Raw genomic sequence first — 15,915 nt, 5'->3', positions numbered from 1 at the left:
AAATATCAATTATACATAAATTGATTTTGAGGATTTTAAGATTGTTAATAATATTTAATTTTTTTGGGAAATCTTTAAATGGTCTATGGTTTTGTTTATGGTTTTACATTATCTTTGATTTTAGAAGATGTTATTATTAATCAAGAAAAATGCAAATTGACTATGAAAATTGAGAAGATACAGGCCTTACGTGGTCCAAATATTTGGAGCATCAGAAGGAAGAAGCTGATACAGATGCGGTTGGACCTCGAAGAGATGGAGAATTTTCCTACCAATAAGATTGAAGGGTTCAGAGAGCGTATAGAAAAATTGATACCTTCCTTGATTACCCATCGCTGTTCGGAGGGCGTAAGAGGAGGCTTTTTTCATAGGGTAGAAACGGGAACCTGGATGGGACATGTTATTGAACACATCGCTCTCGAAATCCAAACCCTGGCAGGAATGGACACCGGATTTGGAAGAACCCGTGAAACAAAAACTCCCGGAGTTTACAATGTAGTATTTGATTATATTGAAGAAAATGCAGGAATTTATGCTGCTGAAGAAGCCGTAAAAATTGCTGAAGCCCTGATCGAAGGAAAAGAATACGATATCAGTGAATGCGTTCATAAATTAAAGGAAATCAGGGAACGTGTTCGTTTAGGTCCTTCTACAGGGAGTATCGTAGAAGAAGCCGTTTCCAGAAAAATTCCATGGATCAGATTAGGAACCAATTCTCTGGTACAATTGGGATACGGAGTTAACCAGCAAAGATTCCAGGCAACGATTACCGGTAAAACAAGCTCAATTGCGGTAGATATTGCATGTAACAAGGAGCTTACCAAAAAGATGCTTCATGATGCGGCAATTCCGGTTCCCATAGGTGACCTTGTAACGGATGAAGAAGGCTTGGAAAAGGTTATTAAAAAAATCGGATATCCGATTGTTCTTAAACCATTGGACGGTAATCATGGAAAAGGGTCATCTATCAATGTAAATGATTGGGAAAGTGCTAAAATTGGTCTGCAACATGCCCAGAACTATTCTAAAAAAACGATCGTTGAAAAATATATTACAGGATATGATTTCAGGGTTCTGGTCATTAATAATAAAATGGTTGCAGCAGCCAGACGGGTACCTGCCCACGTGGTAGGTGACGGAGAACATGATATAGGAAAACTGATTGAAAAGGAAAACAAAGATCCGAGGAGAGGTTATGGTCATGAAAATGTTTTAACGGAAATACAAATTGATAAGGATACGATGGAGCTTCTTGAAAAGCTTCAGTATACACTGGAGACGGTTCCTCAGAAAGGAGAAGTCGTTTTCCTGAAATCTACTGCCAATCTTTCTACGGGAGGTACCTCAATTGACGTAACGGATATGGTACATCCTGAAAATATTACCATGGCCGAAAGGATTTCTAAAATCATCGGTCTTGATGTTTGTGGTATCGATATCATGGCTGAAAATCTGACTCAGCCACTCAAAGAAAGTGGTGGGGCCATTATTGAAGTAAATGCAGCTCCTGGATTCAGAATGCATCTTGCTCCAAGTGAAGGTCTTCCGAGGAATGTGGCTGCTCCTGTTGTAGATATGCTGTATCCACAGGGTAAACCTTTTACAATTCCTATTATAGCTGTAACGGGGACTAATGGTAAAACAACCACGACGAGACTGATCTCCCATATTGTTAAAAATAACGGATACAGAGTTGGATTTACAACTTCAGATGGAATCTATATTCAGAATACCATGCTTACAAAAGGAGATACCACAGGTCCGCTTTCCGCTGAATTTGTTTTAAAAGATCCGACTGTAGAATTTGCGGTATTAGAAACTGCCAGAGGAGGAATTCTGCGTTCAGGGTTAGGTTTTTCACAGTGTGATATTGGCGTTTTAACCAATATTAAAGAAGATCACTTGGGGATGAATGATATTCATAATCTAAAAGATCTTACCAGAGTAAAGAGAGTAGTATTGGATAGTGTAAAGAAAAGCGGCTGGAGTGTAATGAATGCCGATGATGAATATTCAATGCGAATTGTAAATGATCTGGACAGCAATGTAGCAATTTTCAGCTTGGACGAGAATAATTCGTATATTAAGAAGTTCGCGAAAGAAGGAAAAATTACATGTGTGTATGAAGAAGGCTTTGTAACCATTAAAAAAGGAGACTGGAAGATCCGCATTGGAAGGGCTAAAGATTTTCCTATTACAATGGAAGGTAAGGCAAAATTCATGATCGCAAATGTTCTGGCAGCAAGTTTAGCCTGCTACCTGTACGGTTTTGGTATTGAGGATATTTCAAATTCACTTAGAACATTTATTCCAAGTGCACAGCTTACACCGGGAAGATTGAATATATTTAAGTTTAAAAATTTTAAGGTTTTAATAGACTTTGCCCATAATCCAAATGGCTACGAGGCGATTGAAGATTATCTTAAAAATGTAGAGTCAACCAAAAAAATTGGAATTATTTCAGGGGTAGGAGACCGGAGAGATGAAGACATACGGTTATGCGGCAAGATTGCGGGGAGAATGTTTGATTACATTATCATAAGAAATGAAAAACATCTTCGGGGAAGGAAAGAAGAGGAAATTAACGGTCTGATTATAGACGGAATTAATGAAGCCGGAAGAGATGTAAGTTATGAGATTATTCCAAAAGAAATTGAGGCATTGAAACATGCTATCGGAATGGCTGAAGAAGGAACATTTATTACTGCCCTGAGCGATGTGATTTCAAATGCGATTGATCTTGTCCAGGAGTATCAGGCTAAAGAATTGCTGGAAGACGATAAAATCTGATTAAGAATATAATGAAAAAACCTCCATTTGGAGGTTTTTCTTTTATAAGCTTGTCCATCTCTTCTCAATCTCCCTCATTTTCATCAGATAAAAATAGAGAGGGATTAATTCTAGTCTAATGGTGAAGCTGATGTTTGAATTAACGAAAGGAATAACTACCATCATGACAATGCAAACTATAATACCTATAATAGCATCAATAATTGCTGTTTTTGGACCCCATTTTTCTTCAAACCAAAGTCCATAAGCTACAATGGCCTTAAAAATTAAAAGAATACAAACGATGAGACCAGGAATAGTATAAGGATGATTGGCTTTGATTCCGTAAATTGATAATGATACATTTGTCAGGAAAAATCCTGCAATTAGTATCAGGGATGCTACAGACCCTCCAATTAAGAAAAACCAGGTAAAGATCTTGATCCATACCGGTAATAGGTCGCGCCTTTTAGTGGTATTATCAAACTCTTCAAAAGCGGAATTTTGTTCCATAAACAGATGTTGTTTTAATTATTTTTACATTTCTCCAAAGAATACATTAGAACTACCGATCCAGATGGCATCTTTTTTATTAAAATCTACATTCACCATGGCAGCTTTGGTCATTCTGCCAAGATTCTCAAGTAAGATAGGACGTTCATCATTTTCCCGCCAAATATACAATAAACGGATCTCTGCTTTTGAAAATTCACCATTGATATCTTCAAAAACAGGTTCGTATTGTACTTTCCGTTGTAATATATAATTTTCCTTATCTGTAATAGAATCTGTTATTTCAAAGGTAGGATTGAGTTCTACACCACTACCTGCAAATGAAAATAAAGGTTTTAAAACATAATTTTCAAGATTCTCATGCTCGGGAAACTCATGGAGGAAGTAGCTTTTAGGAACAAACTGATGTCGTAATAAAGGTAAAAGGTATTTTGAAATTTTAAAAAACCAATTGGGATGAGTGATCCATTTAACATCTGCCTCTTCTCGAAAATCGAATTCAAGAGTAAGACCCGGAATTCTGTCCAATTCATCAAAAATAACACGATTATAAATCCTTTTTATCTGAATTTGTCTGCCATTATCCTCATAGTATAGTTTTCTTCCTTCTTTTTTTTACTTTAGTAAGGCAAACTGTTTTTATTCCGAGTAGTTTTTCAGTCAGCGCAAAATCTATTGCCGTCTTTTGTTTGTCGGGAAAAATCTCGAGAAGAATTACATTTTCCGGATTTTCATCTCCGATAATTAACTCTTTCAAATAATGAGTGAACTGGTCAGCAGACATGGGATTCTTAATTGCTGAAAGAAAGGGATAAACTTCACAAAAAGTATTTTCAAAAGTTTTCTGAAAAGCATACAACGAAGGAAAGGCCTGTAGTTCTATCAATTGTGGCTCAATCTCTCCATTTTCATTTTTACAAACACCAAAGTCAATGGTGAAGAAGTGAGGCTGATCTGTATCATTGGGAACTTTACAATTCTCCGGGATAGCTTTCTGAAGAATTTCTTTAGGTAAAGCCTTTATCTGATCGATAATGCTTTCACTGGCGTCAATGAGTTTGGTTTCAAATTCTTTAGTAAGAAAAAATGGACTTTCTGAAATTCTGAATGCAGGCTCAATACCGCTTTTTTGCGTAAGAATATCTTTAACTTGATTGTATTTTTCCTGCGAAAAATCTTTATTAAATTGCTTTCTGTATTTTGGGATCATATTTTTTTCTTTGTGATTTTAAAAAATCGAGCAAAATTGCTCGATTTATGAGGTTGCGTTTATTTACTTTTTATTTCAAGCAATTACACCTGTTCTCTTCAGAATATTTTTTTTTCGCAAACTGTAAAAATGCCGGAAGGATCTGTGCTCTTGTCAAAACAATTTTGTCTTCATCATCAATGCGGTCAAGTGTTTCAAGATATTTCTCTCTTCCGAAGTTTTCTATCATCGCAGCTCTGTTCTTTTCATCTTTTAGATTTTCAAGCATGCTCGCCGGATCTGCTTCGGGATGAAACTGTGTTCCAAAGATCTCTTCTGAGAAGCGAACTGCCATAACAGCCCGTTCAAGGTTTATGTGAGGTCGGAATTTTTCTATTGCAACGATCTTCATTCCTAATTCCTCAAAACGATCATGGTCCGGTTCTATAAACTGAAATGCCCGCGAATCTACACCATAAAAAGGATTTGAAAGATTTTTAAATAAGAATTCACGTTCTCCTTCCTCTGTCTTGTGGATAGGCATTACTCCAAAAGAGTAAGATTTTCTTGGACATACATTTCCCAGATTCCAGTGAATACTTCCTATCTGAAACGAATGGCATATGAGAAACAAATATTTCTTATCCTCCTTTTCTTTATTATGGTTATATACGGCATCTAAAAAATCAGAGTACTTTATTTCCCAGTCCAAACCTTCTTTATGAGGATTTCCCGGCCCTCCGGATGAAATGAAAATATCAAAATCTCTGATATCCGGAATTTCATCTTTGTATCGTACATCAAATACCTCAATGCTTACATTTTCTTCAGAATTTTGCCTGAAGGCTTCAGAAATTTCTTTAATATTTCTAAATCCTTGGTTAACATGATTGTTGTTCATGTCCAACAGAGCAATTCTAATATCTTTCATACATCATATTTTTGCAAAGTTACCAAAAATATCATGAAATGATTTCGCCGTGGGTAATGCCGTATTCTGTTTCGGAGATCATATAATCTACCACTTTAGTAAGGTCTCCTGTTTCCCTGAAGATCTGAAGCTGCCTGTCTGCACCGGTTCCGTTTTCCAGTATTTTCCATGCGTATTCTACTTCTTTTCTGCATCCTAACTCATCAACTACATCATCTATAAATTCCAGCAGTTCTTTCAGGAGATCCGGATATGGCACCGATTCCTCTTTACCAAAGTCGATAAGATGCGCTTCTATACCACTTTTTGAAGCGCGCCATTTATTTTCGTTTAATAAAAGCCTTCTATAACTTCTGAAACTTAAATTTTGCTTGTGAAGTTTATAAATTTTGGCCACTAAACTCTGCATAATGGCAGCCAGGCAAACCGTTTCATCAATCCTTAACGGCATATCACAGATTCTGAATTCAATAGTAGGGTAGAATGGATGTACCCGAAGATCCCACCATATTTTTTTGGCGTTATCAATCGTTCCTGTTTTCACCAAAAGGTCTACATAGCTGTCAAATTCAGCCAATGAGTTGAAATAGCTTGGTATCCCTGTTCTTGGGAATTTGACAAAGATCTCTTGTCTGTATGATTTAAAACCTGTATTTCTTCCGATCCAAAACGGAGAATTGGTTGATAGGGCGTAAACATGGGGAAGAAAATATCGCATTACGTTTTGAATTCTTACTCCCTCTTCACGATTGGGAATACCAATGTGAACATGAAGACCGAAAATGAGATTTTCCCGGGCTACATCTCCCATATCATCTACAATTTTTACATAACGTTCACCCTGGGTAATGGAATTGTCCGACCAATGGGAGAAAGGATGGGTTCCTCCTCCTGATACCCTGAGCCCCTGTTCATGGGCGATATTGATGAGATGCCTTCTTAAATTCGTGAGCTCAGTTCTTGCATCCTGAATATTCTGGCAGATCCCTGTTTCCATTTCAATCATGGATTCATGCATTTCGTGTTTTAAATTTTCACTTAAAACAGCTTTCCCACCTTCAATAATTTTAGAAACATGAGAAATAAGATCCCTGCTTTCAACATCAATTATCTGATACTCTTCTTCGATTCCTATAGTAAACTGGTGCATCCTTTTAGTGTTTTTTTATTTTCTCTTTCACTGATCTATCGTATAGAGTCTTTTACAAAATTTCCCCAGGAAATATTAGGCTTTCCTGGAACATATTCTTTGGCTTTTTCAATCGCAAACAGAGCAGCGTGTTCCACAATCCATGCAAAATTTTCTTCTCCTACAGAATTTCTGTCGGCGTCAGGCGCAGGGTTACAAAAATCAATAGCATAAGGAATTCCATCCCGTACTGCAAATTCCACGGTGTTGAAATCATATCCTAAGGCCTCATTCATTGTTATGGTATAATCGTGAATGGTCTTCAATAGTTTTTCCAGTTCTTCACCATTAGTCTGATGATTGGTTGCATATCTTAAATGAGGCTCATTTCGTGGCTCATAAGGCATGATATGAACGTATTTCCTGCCCAGGCAATATACCCTGTAGTAATCATCAAAAATAATCTCTTCCTGAACCATCATCACGAGTTGTTCTGTTTCACCCAGTTTATTCCATAAATCTTCCGGATTTTCAATTCTATACACATTTCTCCAGCCCCCTCCGTCGTGAGGTTTCATATAAGCAGGAAAACCTACATAATCGAATATATATTCCCAGTCATGAGGAAATTTTAAGTTTCTGAATGATGTTTCCGTAGTATTGGTTGGCCTTTCGTGAGAAGGTAATAATACCGTTTTGGGAAGAGGAATTCCCAGTTTTGTCATCAGTGCATTATTGAAAAATTTTTCATCAGCACTCCACCAGAACGGATTATTGATAATATAGGTCCCATTCAGTGCAGCATTTTTGAGGTATGCCCTGTAGAAGGGAACATCATGGGAAATCCTGTCTATAATAACAGCATAACCATAATCAGCCCCTTGTTCAAGTTTATCAATATGGACAGGTTCTGCTATAATCTCGCCACTTCCCAGCTCATTTACTTTATCGATAAATGCCCAGGGAAATGTATCCTCCATACCAAATAGAATTCCCACCTTTTTTTTTCATAATTGTTATTTTTATTGTTTTATACTAATAAATGATTGTCAGAACCTGATTTTTCAGGAAAAAAATGTGCTGATGAACGTCGGAAATACCATTCTCCACAACGGCCAGTCGTGATTGATCCATTTTCTTTCATCATACCAGTAATCTATTCCTTTTGATTGAAGGATTGCTGCCATTTCAAGGTTTTTATCCTTACAAATGTCCTGATCAGAAGTACTTAAGACAATATGCATATGTTTATATTTCCAGGCCTCATCATTTTTGACGAACTCTCTGGGGCAATTATAATATACAAGATCATCAGAATATCCGTCCATGAAATTCCGGATCGTAAATGCCCCGGAAAGACAGAATAAATGTGAGATGACATCAGGAAACCGGAATGCAAAATTTGCAGCATGGTATCCTCCGAAACTGGCACCGGCTATAGCAACCCGGTGTGTTTTATGTAATTTCTGAATATAAGGGACAAATTCCTGAATAAGAAACTGAACATACCTTTCATAATTTTTTATTCTTTGTTGCGGCGATATAGCATCATCATAAAAACTCCAGCTGTCAATAGTCTGAAGATTATACAGCTTTACCTTACCCTGTTCTACAAACCAGTTGATGCTTCCGTTGAGGTGGAAATCATGATTCTGGGTATACAATCCCTGCGAAGTAGGGAACATGATGATAGGATAGCCGTAATGTCCTGTTACTTCTACCTTAATGCTTATTCCCAATATATTTGAATAATAATCAGTATGTTGTATATGTGGCATGCTTGGAATAATTATAATTTGAATACAGACCGAACTAACTTGTGGGTTTACCTTTCGGAGGTAAAATATTCAGTAATCCGGTATTGATCTTCTCTGCTGCGAAGTCGAGTCTTTCCTGTATAATGTCGGCGTTTCCGGATTTATATACTATCCCGACATGATAATCTATAGGAAGGTACTTAACGATTTCTTCACATTCGAACGGACCGTAATCAGGCTTTTGATCCTTAATTAAGGCAATGATCAACCCGGAATGGTACTCCACGGGTTTGGCTACTTCATATTTTTTTGATCTCAGGAGTGCGTCTTCAATCTTTGCCCATTCGCGCCAGATATTGATATCGCTGGAAGCTTCAACAAGATCAGGAATATGTGCACCCCCTACACGTGAAGAGGTTTCCAGAAAATACCATGTTCCGTCTTCTTTACTCCTTATAAATTCAGTATGGGTGGCTCCATTCAGTAATCCAAAATTTGAGAGGAGTTTTGCATTAATTTCTTCAAGAGCTTTAAATTCATCAGATTGCCTGCTTAAAGTTTTGGTTCTGAAAACACCTCCTTCATGGGAAACCTGCATCGGCGGGGCCAGATATTGAGATGCTGATGTAAACACCACTTTCTTATCAAAAGTAAGGCTGTCTACATGGAAAACATCTCCGGGTTTAAAGCTTTCCAGTAAAAAAAGATGCCGTTCTTCTCCCAGCTCATTTAAAGCTTCCCAAAGCTGTTCCTTAGAAGTGATTTTCTTTATCCCAGATGCAGAAGCTTCGGAACGGGGCTTTAACACCCACGGAGCAGGAACGTTTTCAATAAAAGTATTAACCTCATCATTGTTAAAGACTGCTGTAAATTCCGGTACGTTGATACCCGAATCTTTGGCTTTTTGTCTCATTGCCAGTTTATCCCTGAAATAGCGGTGGGTAGTTTGTCCCATCCCTGGGATACGGAAAGTCTCCCTGATCAGTGCTGCTTTTTCAACGTCGTAATCATCGAGAGCAACGACAGCATCAATTTTTCGGGTCTGCATAAGATGAGAGAATCCCTGAATAAGATGTTCAAGGTTCCATACGGACGGCTTTAATTCGGGCATATAAAAAACCTCATCGATCGCATGCCACGGCCAGTTCTTTTCTCTGATATTTTCGGATGTAATCAGGATTATTTTATTACCGAGCATCTTCATTTCGTCCATGAAATCATAGCCCTTGTAATAGCACGAAATACATACTATAGTTTTCTCCTCCATACAGTGTTTTTAAAAATTTAATGAATTATCAAAAATAAAAGCAATTTTTTATTAACTAATTAATATTAAAAATTAGCCATTGCTGAGATTTTGAAAATCCTAAATCAATTATACAGAGAAATTTTGTAATAAACTAATTTTTAATGATAATTTTCGATTAAATCCGTCAGCAATTGCACTCCAAAACCTGTTGCTGCTTTTTCTTTGGCATAACCAACACTCCCGAAAGTGACTCCCGCAATATCCAGGTGAGCCCACTTCGGATGATTTTCTATAAATTGTTCCAGAAATTTGGCCGCTACAATACAATCACCAATCGGCTTCAAGGAAATGTTTTTAAGATCTGCTACATCAGATTGTATGTCTTCTTTCCATACATCCCACAAGGGAAGATTCCACAGCCTTTGATTGGTTCTGTCACCTGTTTGCAATAACAGATTTTTCACTTCTTCATTGTTTGAGAACAAAGCACCACAGGTATCTCCAAACATTCTTACTGAACTTCCTGTAAGGGTTGCCAGATCAATAAGAAGATCTGTTTTGTAGTTTTTAGCCAAATAAGAAAGAGCATCGGCTAATATCATTCTGCCTTCTGCATCAGTATTCAGAACTTCTATAGTTTTTCCGTTGTAAGCTGTGATGACATCACTTGGCAGAAAAGCTTTTTCAGAAATAGCATTATCGGTAATAGGTAAAATTACAACAAGGTTTACAGGAAGCTGCATCTCTGAAGCATAAATTAAAGATCCTATAACAGCAGTTGCTCCGCCCATATCGGATTTCATATAATGCATGTTCTGATGATCTTTTAATGAAATGCCTCCGGTATCAAAAACCACACACTTTCCAATTAATCCAATGGTCTTTGCTTTTTTTACGGTTGTCCGATATTCTAATATGGTGAAGGCAGCATCATAAGCGCTTCCCTGATTAACTGAGAGATACGCTCCAAGACCTAATTCCTCACATTTTTTTCTGTTGAATACAGTGTATTTAAGCTGATGTTTTTTTGCCAGATCCTTAAGGTATGAGCCTAAAACGGGTGGGGTCTTAAGGTTTGCAGGTTTATTTAACCATTCCTGGCAGGCTGTCTGACCATTGGACAACGCTAATGCTTTTTGGCTGATATTATCCAGTTTTTTCTGGCTTATATTTTCAAAGTGAATTTCAAATTCAGGGCTCCAGAAAGGATGGCTTTTATCAAATGGGTATTTGTATGTTCCTAATAACAGTCCTTTGATAAATTCTTCAAATTGTTTTTGGCTGATGAAATCGCTCATCAACAGAGTAGGGACAGCTTTTAAATTATTTTTTTGTGTTTGTGAAAATTTTACTGCCACCTGCTGGATCTCAAAACTTTGAACAGACGATTTTCCTAATCCGATAAAATAAGTAATGCTATCTTCACTAGCGCTGATGAAAACTTCATTCTTTTTTCCTGTAAAAAAGGTGGAAATATTTTTGTTAAAGCTTTTATTTTTTTTGATCCATTCTTCTTCTGTAAATAGTTGAAAAACCTGAATGTAATTTTTATTTTTTTTATTAATTAGTTTCATAATTTTTACGGTTTGATTGATTGTTGTTGTGGTGCTACTTCTACAGGATTTTCTGTATTGTCATAAAATAGCCATTCGATGGCCCTTGGAAACTCCTGCGACCAATAGAATTCACTGTGTGTACCTTCGGGATTAATACTGGTTTTAAATTCGAAATCAAAAAGATTTTTTTGTTCCCATTTTTTTAAATATTCTTCAAATATGCGGATTCTTTTTACCATTTTAGATCCTTCCTTTCCTCCTCCGTATAAATAGATTTTAGTCTTGAAGGGAATACGGAAGTTCATCATTGGAAAATTATTGTTAGGCTCTACCCAAAGCGAAGGAGAGAAGATCAGTAATTTTGAATATACTTCAGGGTATAGAAATCCACTGTAAATACTAATAAGGGCACCTAATGAACTCCCGCCAATACCTGTATTTTCCCTGTCTTTTTTGGTCCGGTAATTTTCATCGACGAAAGGCTTCAGCGTATCTGTAATGAAGCGTATGTATTTCTTGCCTTCGGAACCGTGAGCAACATGATCATTGTCGAATATATATTCCTTTATCCTTTCCTGACTTCCGTGTTCAATCGCGATGATGATGACATCCCCACGTCCGTATTCTGCAAGAATAGAGAGTTTTTTATCTATTTCCCAATTGCCGTATTCACTTCCTTCGTTGAAGAGGTTCTGTGCGTCCTGAAGATAGAGTACAGGATAGCTTTTGTTGGATATATAATAATCGTAGGGAAGTAATGCCCATACTTTTCGGTATCTGTCGAGTTGTGGAATGTAAAATTCTTCTGAGATGATTTCAATAATGGGAAAAAATTCATCTTTAAAAGGTCCCCAGTTAAGCCTCCATTTCTTTACAATGTCAGAGACTTCTCCTGTCGATTTGTTTACTTTTCTGTTGGGAGTAATATTTCCATACTGGTCAAGCTCTACATTTTCCCAGCCTCCTTTTGTGAATTTGTATTCTATTGCTGAGGGCAAAAATTCATCGCTAATGTCAATACTATAGTTGTTAGCATCTATGGAAGTAAGCTTGTATTGATCATCTTTAGGGTTCCAGTTATTAAAATTTCCTGTTATATAAACAGTTCTGTCATCACTTTCATCAGTGTAAAGCTTAAACTTCATCATGCGTTTTATAAAAAGTTAAGGCTAAATTTATAAAAAAACTTTAGATATATAAACGTTGAAAATTTCTGGTAAAAAACAATCAGAAGACTATTAAATTTTATATATTTGATAGGGAGGTGGATGAAAGAACTTTTATAACAATTATTTGAATTATAATTAATTGTTTCTATCTGTATTTTCCGTAGTTTCAAAGCATATAAAATTAAACACTAATGAACTCTGTTAAAACCTATACACTTTTTACGGATGATGATGTTTATCTTTTCAAAGAAGGTAAGCATTACAAGCTTTACGATAAGTTTGGGGCACATTCCGTAGAGAAAGACGGGGTTTCAGGAGTTTATTTTTCTGTCTGGGCACCCAATGCAAAAAAGGTTTCTGTGATTGGGAATTTTAATAACTGGAGTCATAAAGAGCATATTTTATATCCCCGGTGGGATGGATCCGGGATCTGGGAAGGCTTTATTGCTGATCTTAAATGGGGAACTTTATATAAATATGCTATAGAAACGGCTTACGGTGATCTTTTGGAAAAAAGTGATCCTTATGCATTAAGTTGGGAGCAAAATTTACAGGCAGCATCTCTGATTTCTACTACATGGTATGAATGGAAGGACCAGGAATGGATGGACAGCCGATGGAAAAAGAACCGGTTGGAAGCTCCGATTTCTGTATATGAAATGCAATTAGGTTCATGGGTAAGGGAAGAAGACCATCCTGATAAGTTTTTAAATTATCGTGATATAGCCAAAAAGCTGGTGCCTTACATCATAGAAATGGGATTCACACACGTAGAATTTATGCCCGTCATGGAGTTTCCTTATGATCCCAGTTGGGGATATCAGATCACAGGTTTCTATGCTGCAACTTCAAGATTCGGATCTCCTCAGGATTTAATGTTCCTGATTGATGAACTTCATAAGAATGATATAGGCGTAATACTGGACTGGGTTCCTTCTCATTTCCCGGGAGATGCGAATGGACTCCATCGTTTCGATGGGTCTTTTTTATATGAGCATGAAGACCCGAGAAAAGGATTTCATCCGGACTGGAAATCTTACATTTTCAACTACGGAAGAAATGAAGTAAAATCTTTTTTGATCTCCAACGCCATGTTTTGGCTGGAAAGATATCATGCGGATGGATTGCGGGTAGATGCCGTAACTTCCATGCTCCATCTGGATTATTCCAGAAATGAAGGAGAGTGGGAGCCAAATCAGTATGGCGGGAATGTAAATCTTGAAGCAAAAATATTTCTTCAGGAATTTAATACAGCAGTATATAAAGAATTCGGAAATGCAATTATTACGATTGCTGAAGAAAGTTCAGATTTTCCAATGCTTACCAAGCCGGTGCATGATGGTGGTGTGGGATTTGGAATGAAATGGATGATGGGTTGGATGCATGATACACTGGATTATTTTAAACTTGATCCCATCCTCAGGAACAACAACCATCACAAAATAACCTTTGCGTCCATGTATATGTATAACGAAAATTACATGATGCCTTTATCTCACGATGAAGTTGTACATGGGAAAGCAAGTCTTATTTATAAAATGCCGGGAGATGAATGGCAAAAGTTTGCCAATCTTCGGGCACTTTATGTATACATGTATACGCATCCGGGAGCAAAACTGCTTTTTATGGGAGATGAATTCGGTCAGACTGCTGAATGGAATTTTAAGCAAAGCCTGGATTGGCATTTGTTACAGTATCCTGTTCATAAAGGATTGCAGATATTAGTCAAAGATCTCAATCATGCGTACAGATCAGAATCTGCTTTGTATGAAAACCAGTTTATTCCCAAAGGATTTGAATGGGTGGAAGCCGATGATAAGGATAATTCTGTCTTTGTATATTTAAGAAAGGGAAAACGGAAGGATGATGTTTGCATGGTCGTTCTTAATCTTACACCCCGTATTTTGGAGTATACAATAGGAGTGAACGAAGGAACACATTGGGAAGTTATTTTCAATTCCGATGATGAAATATACAGTGGCAGTGGTGTAGATCCTATTATTATCAGGGAAGAGAAAGGGGATTGGATGAACAGGCCCCAATCCATAACTTTAAAACTGCCGCCACTCGCCGGATTGATTTTAAAGCAGAAAAAAGATAAAAAGTATAAATTACATAGAATTAAATTACATAAAAAGTAAAATGATTGTTTATCATCTTAGTACGGAATGTTATCCGATAGCAAAAGTAGGCGGTTTAGCAGATGTTGTAGGAGCTTTGCCAAAATATCAGAATAAAATAAAAGGAGTGGATGCAAAGGTTGTAATGCCTTGGTATAATAAATCTTTTATTTACGATCATGAATTTGATATTGTTTTTGATGGTTTTATTCATCAGGGGCCCAATATGCTTCAGGTTCAGGTAATGAAAGAAAAAACAAATGTTTTAGGCTTTGAGTTATACCTGGTGAAAATTCCAGGGCTTTTAGACAGGGATAATCCTTACGGTTACCAGGATGAAAGTTTCCAGTTTTTAGCGTTTCAGCATGGTGTCTTGCATTGGCTGAGTGCCATGGAAATCCGTCCTGATGTTTTGCATTGCCATGATTATCACACAGGCCTGGTTCCTTTTATGATTGAATATTGTCCTGAATTTAAATTTCTTAAGGGGGTTAAAACAATTGGGACAATTCACAATGGTGAATACCAAGGGATGATGGGCTGGAATATGGCACAATATATGCCTGTGTTTGATAACTACAGGTGGGGACTTTTAGACTGGAACGGATTGATTAATCCTCTGGCGTGTATGATCAAATGTGCACATGCATTCACCACGGTTTCGGAAGGCTATCTGGAAGAGCTTTTTATAAGTTTCCGCGGACTTGAAAGTCTGGTTCGCGAAGAATTCGGAAAAGCATACGGAATCATCAATGGTATTGATACTGAAGTATGGAATCCTGAGATTGATCCTATGCTGGATTATAACTTTAGTATCGAAGATGCCGTAGAACAGAAGAAAAAGAGTAAAGCCAAACTTTGCAAAGAGTATGGTCTGAAGCCGGAACTTCCTTTGTTTGCATTTATTGGAAGGTTTGCAACAGAAAAAGGAGCCGATCTGCTGCCCGATGTTGTATGGAGAAGTATAAGACAGAGCTATGGTGCTTTAAATGTCATCATTCTGGGCTCCGGTAATAGATATATAGAAGATAAGTTAAAAGAATATGAACATTTGTACAGTAATTTTGCTCTTGATCTGGGGTATAAAGAATATCTGTCCCATAAAATATATGCTTCAGCAGACTTTTTGCTGATGCCTTCAAGGGTGGAGCCATGCGGATTGAATCAGATGTATTCCATGAGATACGGGACGGTTCCCATTGTAAGATACACCGGTGGATTGAAAGATACTGTGCAGGATATATCTACAGGAGGCGCGGGATTAAATTTTTCCTATCCGGGAGTTGATGATGTAATTCACGCGATGAACAGAGGGATGCATATATATTATCAAAAAGGTGTGATGGAGGACCTTATCACTGCCAATATGCAATTTGATTTCGCCTGGGAGAAGTCTGCGGAGAAGTATATTGCGTTATACAATAAATAAAACGAAGTATAACCTGTTTTGTTTTCTGTAGTGACATAATGAGGAAAAGAAGTATTGTAGAAATACATAAAGTGAATAAAAAGTAATCTAAACTAAATTAAACG

13 protein-coding genes are annotated in these 15,915 nt (G+C 37.1%); 3 read left to right on the top strand and 10 right to left on the bottom strand.

All coding sequences use genetic code 11. The annotated features are described in order from the left end of the window. Window positions 1–162 precede the first annotated feature (162 nt). Window positions 163–2,790: a cyanophycin synthetase gene (gene cphA, locus ACJ5H0_RS04375; RefSeq protein WP_172278567.1), complete on the top strand. Its 2,628-nt coding sequence runs from the start codon at window positions 163–165 to the stop codon at window positions 2,788–2,790. A 42-nt stretch (window positions 2,791–2,832) separates the two neighbouring features. Here the strand turns inward: cphA and ACJ5H0_RS04370 are convergent, their stop codons facing one another. From ACJ5H0_RS04370 to ACJ5H0_RS04325, 10 genes are all read right to left on the bottom strand, one after another. Then, entirely contained in the window at window positions 2,833–3,282 is a 450-nt protein-coding gene (locus ACJ5H0_RS04370) for a hypothetical protein (RefSeq protein ID WP_172278565.1), read from the bottom strand. Between the two features lie 24 nt (window positions 3,283–3,306). After that, window positions 3,307–3,810: a hypothetical protein gene (locus ACJ5H0_RS04365; protein ID WP_411247538.1), complete on the bottom strand. Its 504-nt coding sequence runs from the start codon at window positions 3,808–3,810 to the stop codon at window positions 3,307–3,309. A 58-nt stretch (window positions 3,811–3,868) separates the two neighbouring features. After that, a complete protein-coding gene (locus ACJ5H0_RS04360) occupies window positions 3,869–4,492 on the bottom strand; it encodes a hypothetical protein (protein WP_411247533.1) in 624 nt (207 codons plus the stop codon). A 70-nt stretch (window positions 4,493–4,562) separates the two neighbouring features. Further along, window positions 4,563–5,402, bottom strand: a complete 840-nt coding sequence (locus ACJ5H0_RS04355) for a type 1 glutamine amidotransferase (protein WP_411247528.1) — start codon at window positions 5,400–5,402, stop codon at window positions 4,563–4,565. Window positions 5,403–5,433: 31 nt separating this feature from the next. After that, window positions 5,434–6,552, bottom strand: coding sequence for a carboxylate-amine ligase (locus ACJ5H0_RS04350; protein WP_172278560.1), 1,119 nt, complete (start codon window positions 6,550–6,552; stop codon window positions 5,434–5,436). A 35-nt stretch (window positions 6,553–6,587) separates the two neighbouring features. Then, window positions 6,588–7,511, bottom strand: coding sequence for an ATP-grasp domain-containing protein (locus tag ACJ5H0_RS04345; protein WP_411248061.1), 924 nt, complete (start codon window positions 7,509–7,511; stop codon window positions 6,588–6,590). A gap of 84 nt (window positions 7,512–7,595) precedes the next feature. Continuing rightward, on the bottom strand, window positions 7,596–8,309 hold the full coding sequence (locus ACJ5H0_RS04340) for an alpha/beta hydrolase-fold protein (RefSeq protein ID WP_411247521.1): 714 nt from the start codon (window positions 8,307–8,309) through the stop codon (window positions 7,596–7,598). Between the two features lie 34 nt (window positions 8,310–8,343). After that, a complete protein-coding gene (locus ACJ5H0_RS04335) occupies window positions 8,344–9,555 on the bottom strand; it encodes an ATP-grasp domain-containing protein (protein ID WP_411247516.1) in 1,212 nt (403 codons plus the stop codon). A 140-nt stretch (window positions 9,556–9,695) separates the two neighbouring features. Next, complete coding sequence (locus ACJ5H0_RS04330; RefSeq protein WP_411247511.1) at window positions 9,696–11,111, bottom strand: M17 family metallopeptidase; 1,416 nt, start codon at window positions 11,109–11,111, stop codon at window positions 9,696–9,698. A 5-nt stretch (window positions 11,112–11,116) separates the two neighbouring features. Next, window positions 11,117–12,238: an alpha/beta hydrolase-fold protein gene (locus ACJ5H0_RS04325; protein ID WP_411248059.1), complete on the bottom strand. Its 1,122-nt coding sequence runs from the start codon at window positions 12,236–12,238 to the stop codon at window positions 11,117–11,119. Between the two features lie 215 nt (window positions 12,239–12,453). Between ACJ5H0_RS04325 and glgB the strand changes: the two genes are divergently transcribed. Both glgB and ACJ5H0_RS04315 read left to right on the top strand, forming a co-directional pair. Continuing rightward, complete coding sequence (gene glgB, locus ACJ5H0_RS04320; RefSeq protein WP_411247507.1) at window positions 12,454–14,403, top strand: 1,4-alpha-glucan branching protein GlgB; 1,950 nt, start codon at window positions 12,454–12,456, stop codon at window positions 14,401–14,403. A 1-nt stretch (window position 14,404) separates the two neighbouring features. After that, window positions 14,405–15,811, top strand: coding sequence for a glycogen synthase (locus ACJ5H0_RS04315; protein WP_411247505.1), 1,407 nt, complete (start codon window positions 14,405–14,407; stop codon window positions 15,809–15,811). Window positions 15,812–15,915 lie beyond the last annotated feature (104 nt).

The organism is Chryseobacterium proteolyticum (genome assembly GCF_046591535.1).
In the GTDB taxonomy this organism is placed as follows: Bacteria; Bacteroidota; Bacteroidia; order Flavobacteriales; family Weeksellaceae; genus Chryseobacterium; species Chryseobacterium proteolyticum.
Note: the sequence above shows the minus strand (reverse complement) of the source record. Positions and strands in the feature narration are given on the sequence as shown.

Excerpts from the sequence above, each read along its gene's own strand:
- cphA (WP_172278567.1), top strand. The coding sequence starts at position 163 with ATGAAAATTGAGAAGATACAGGCCTTACGTGGTCCAAATATTTGGAGC.
- ACJ5H0_RS04370 (WP_172278565.1), bottom strand. The coding sequence starts at position 3,282 with ATGGAACAAAATTCCGCTTTTGAAGAGTTTGATAATACCACTAAAAGG.
- ACJ5H0_RS04360 (WP_411247533.1), bottom strand. The coding sequence starts at position 4,492 with ATGATCCCAAAATACAGAAAGCAATTTAATAAAGATTTTTCGCAGGAA.
- ACJ5H0_RS04355 (WP_411247528.1), bottom strand. The coding sequence starts at position 5,402 with ATGAAAGATATTAGAATTGCTCTGTTGGACATGAACAACAATCATGTT.
- ACJ5H0_RS04350 (WP_172278560.1), bottom strand. The coding sequence starts at position 6,552 with ATGCACCAGTTTACTATAGGAATCGAAGAAGAGTATCAGATAATTGAT.
- ACJ5H0_RS04345 (WP_411248061.1), bottom strand. The coding sequence starts at position 7,511 with ATGGAGGATACATTTCCCTGGGCATTTATCGATAAAGTAAATGAGCTG.
- ACJ5H0_RS04340 (WP_411247521.1), bottom strand. The coding sequence starts at position 8,309 with ATGCCACATATACAACATACTGATTATTATTCAAATATATTGGGAATA.
- ACJ5H0_RS04335 (WP_411247516.1), bottom strand. The coding sequence starts at position 9,555 with ATGGAGGAGAAAACTATAGTATGTATTTCGTGCTATTACAAGGGCTAT.
- ACJ5H0_RS04330 (WP_411247511.1), bottom strand. The coding sequence starts at position 11,111 with ATGAAACTAATTAATAAAAAAAATAAAAATTACATTCAGGTTTTTCAA.
- ACJ5H0_RS04325 (WP_411248059.1), bottom strand. The coding sequence starts at position 12,238 with ATGAAGTTTAAGCTTTACACTGATGAAAGTGATGACAGAACTGTTTAT.
- glgB (WP_411247507.1), top strand. The coding sequence starts at position 12,454 with ATGAACTCTGTTAAAACCTATACACTTTTTACGGATGATGATGTTTAT.
- ACJ5H0_RS04315 (WP_411247505.1), top strand. The coding sequence starts at position 14,405 with ATGATTGTTTATCATCTTAGTACGGAATGTTATCCGATAGCAAAAGTA.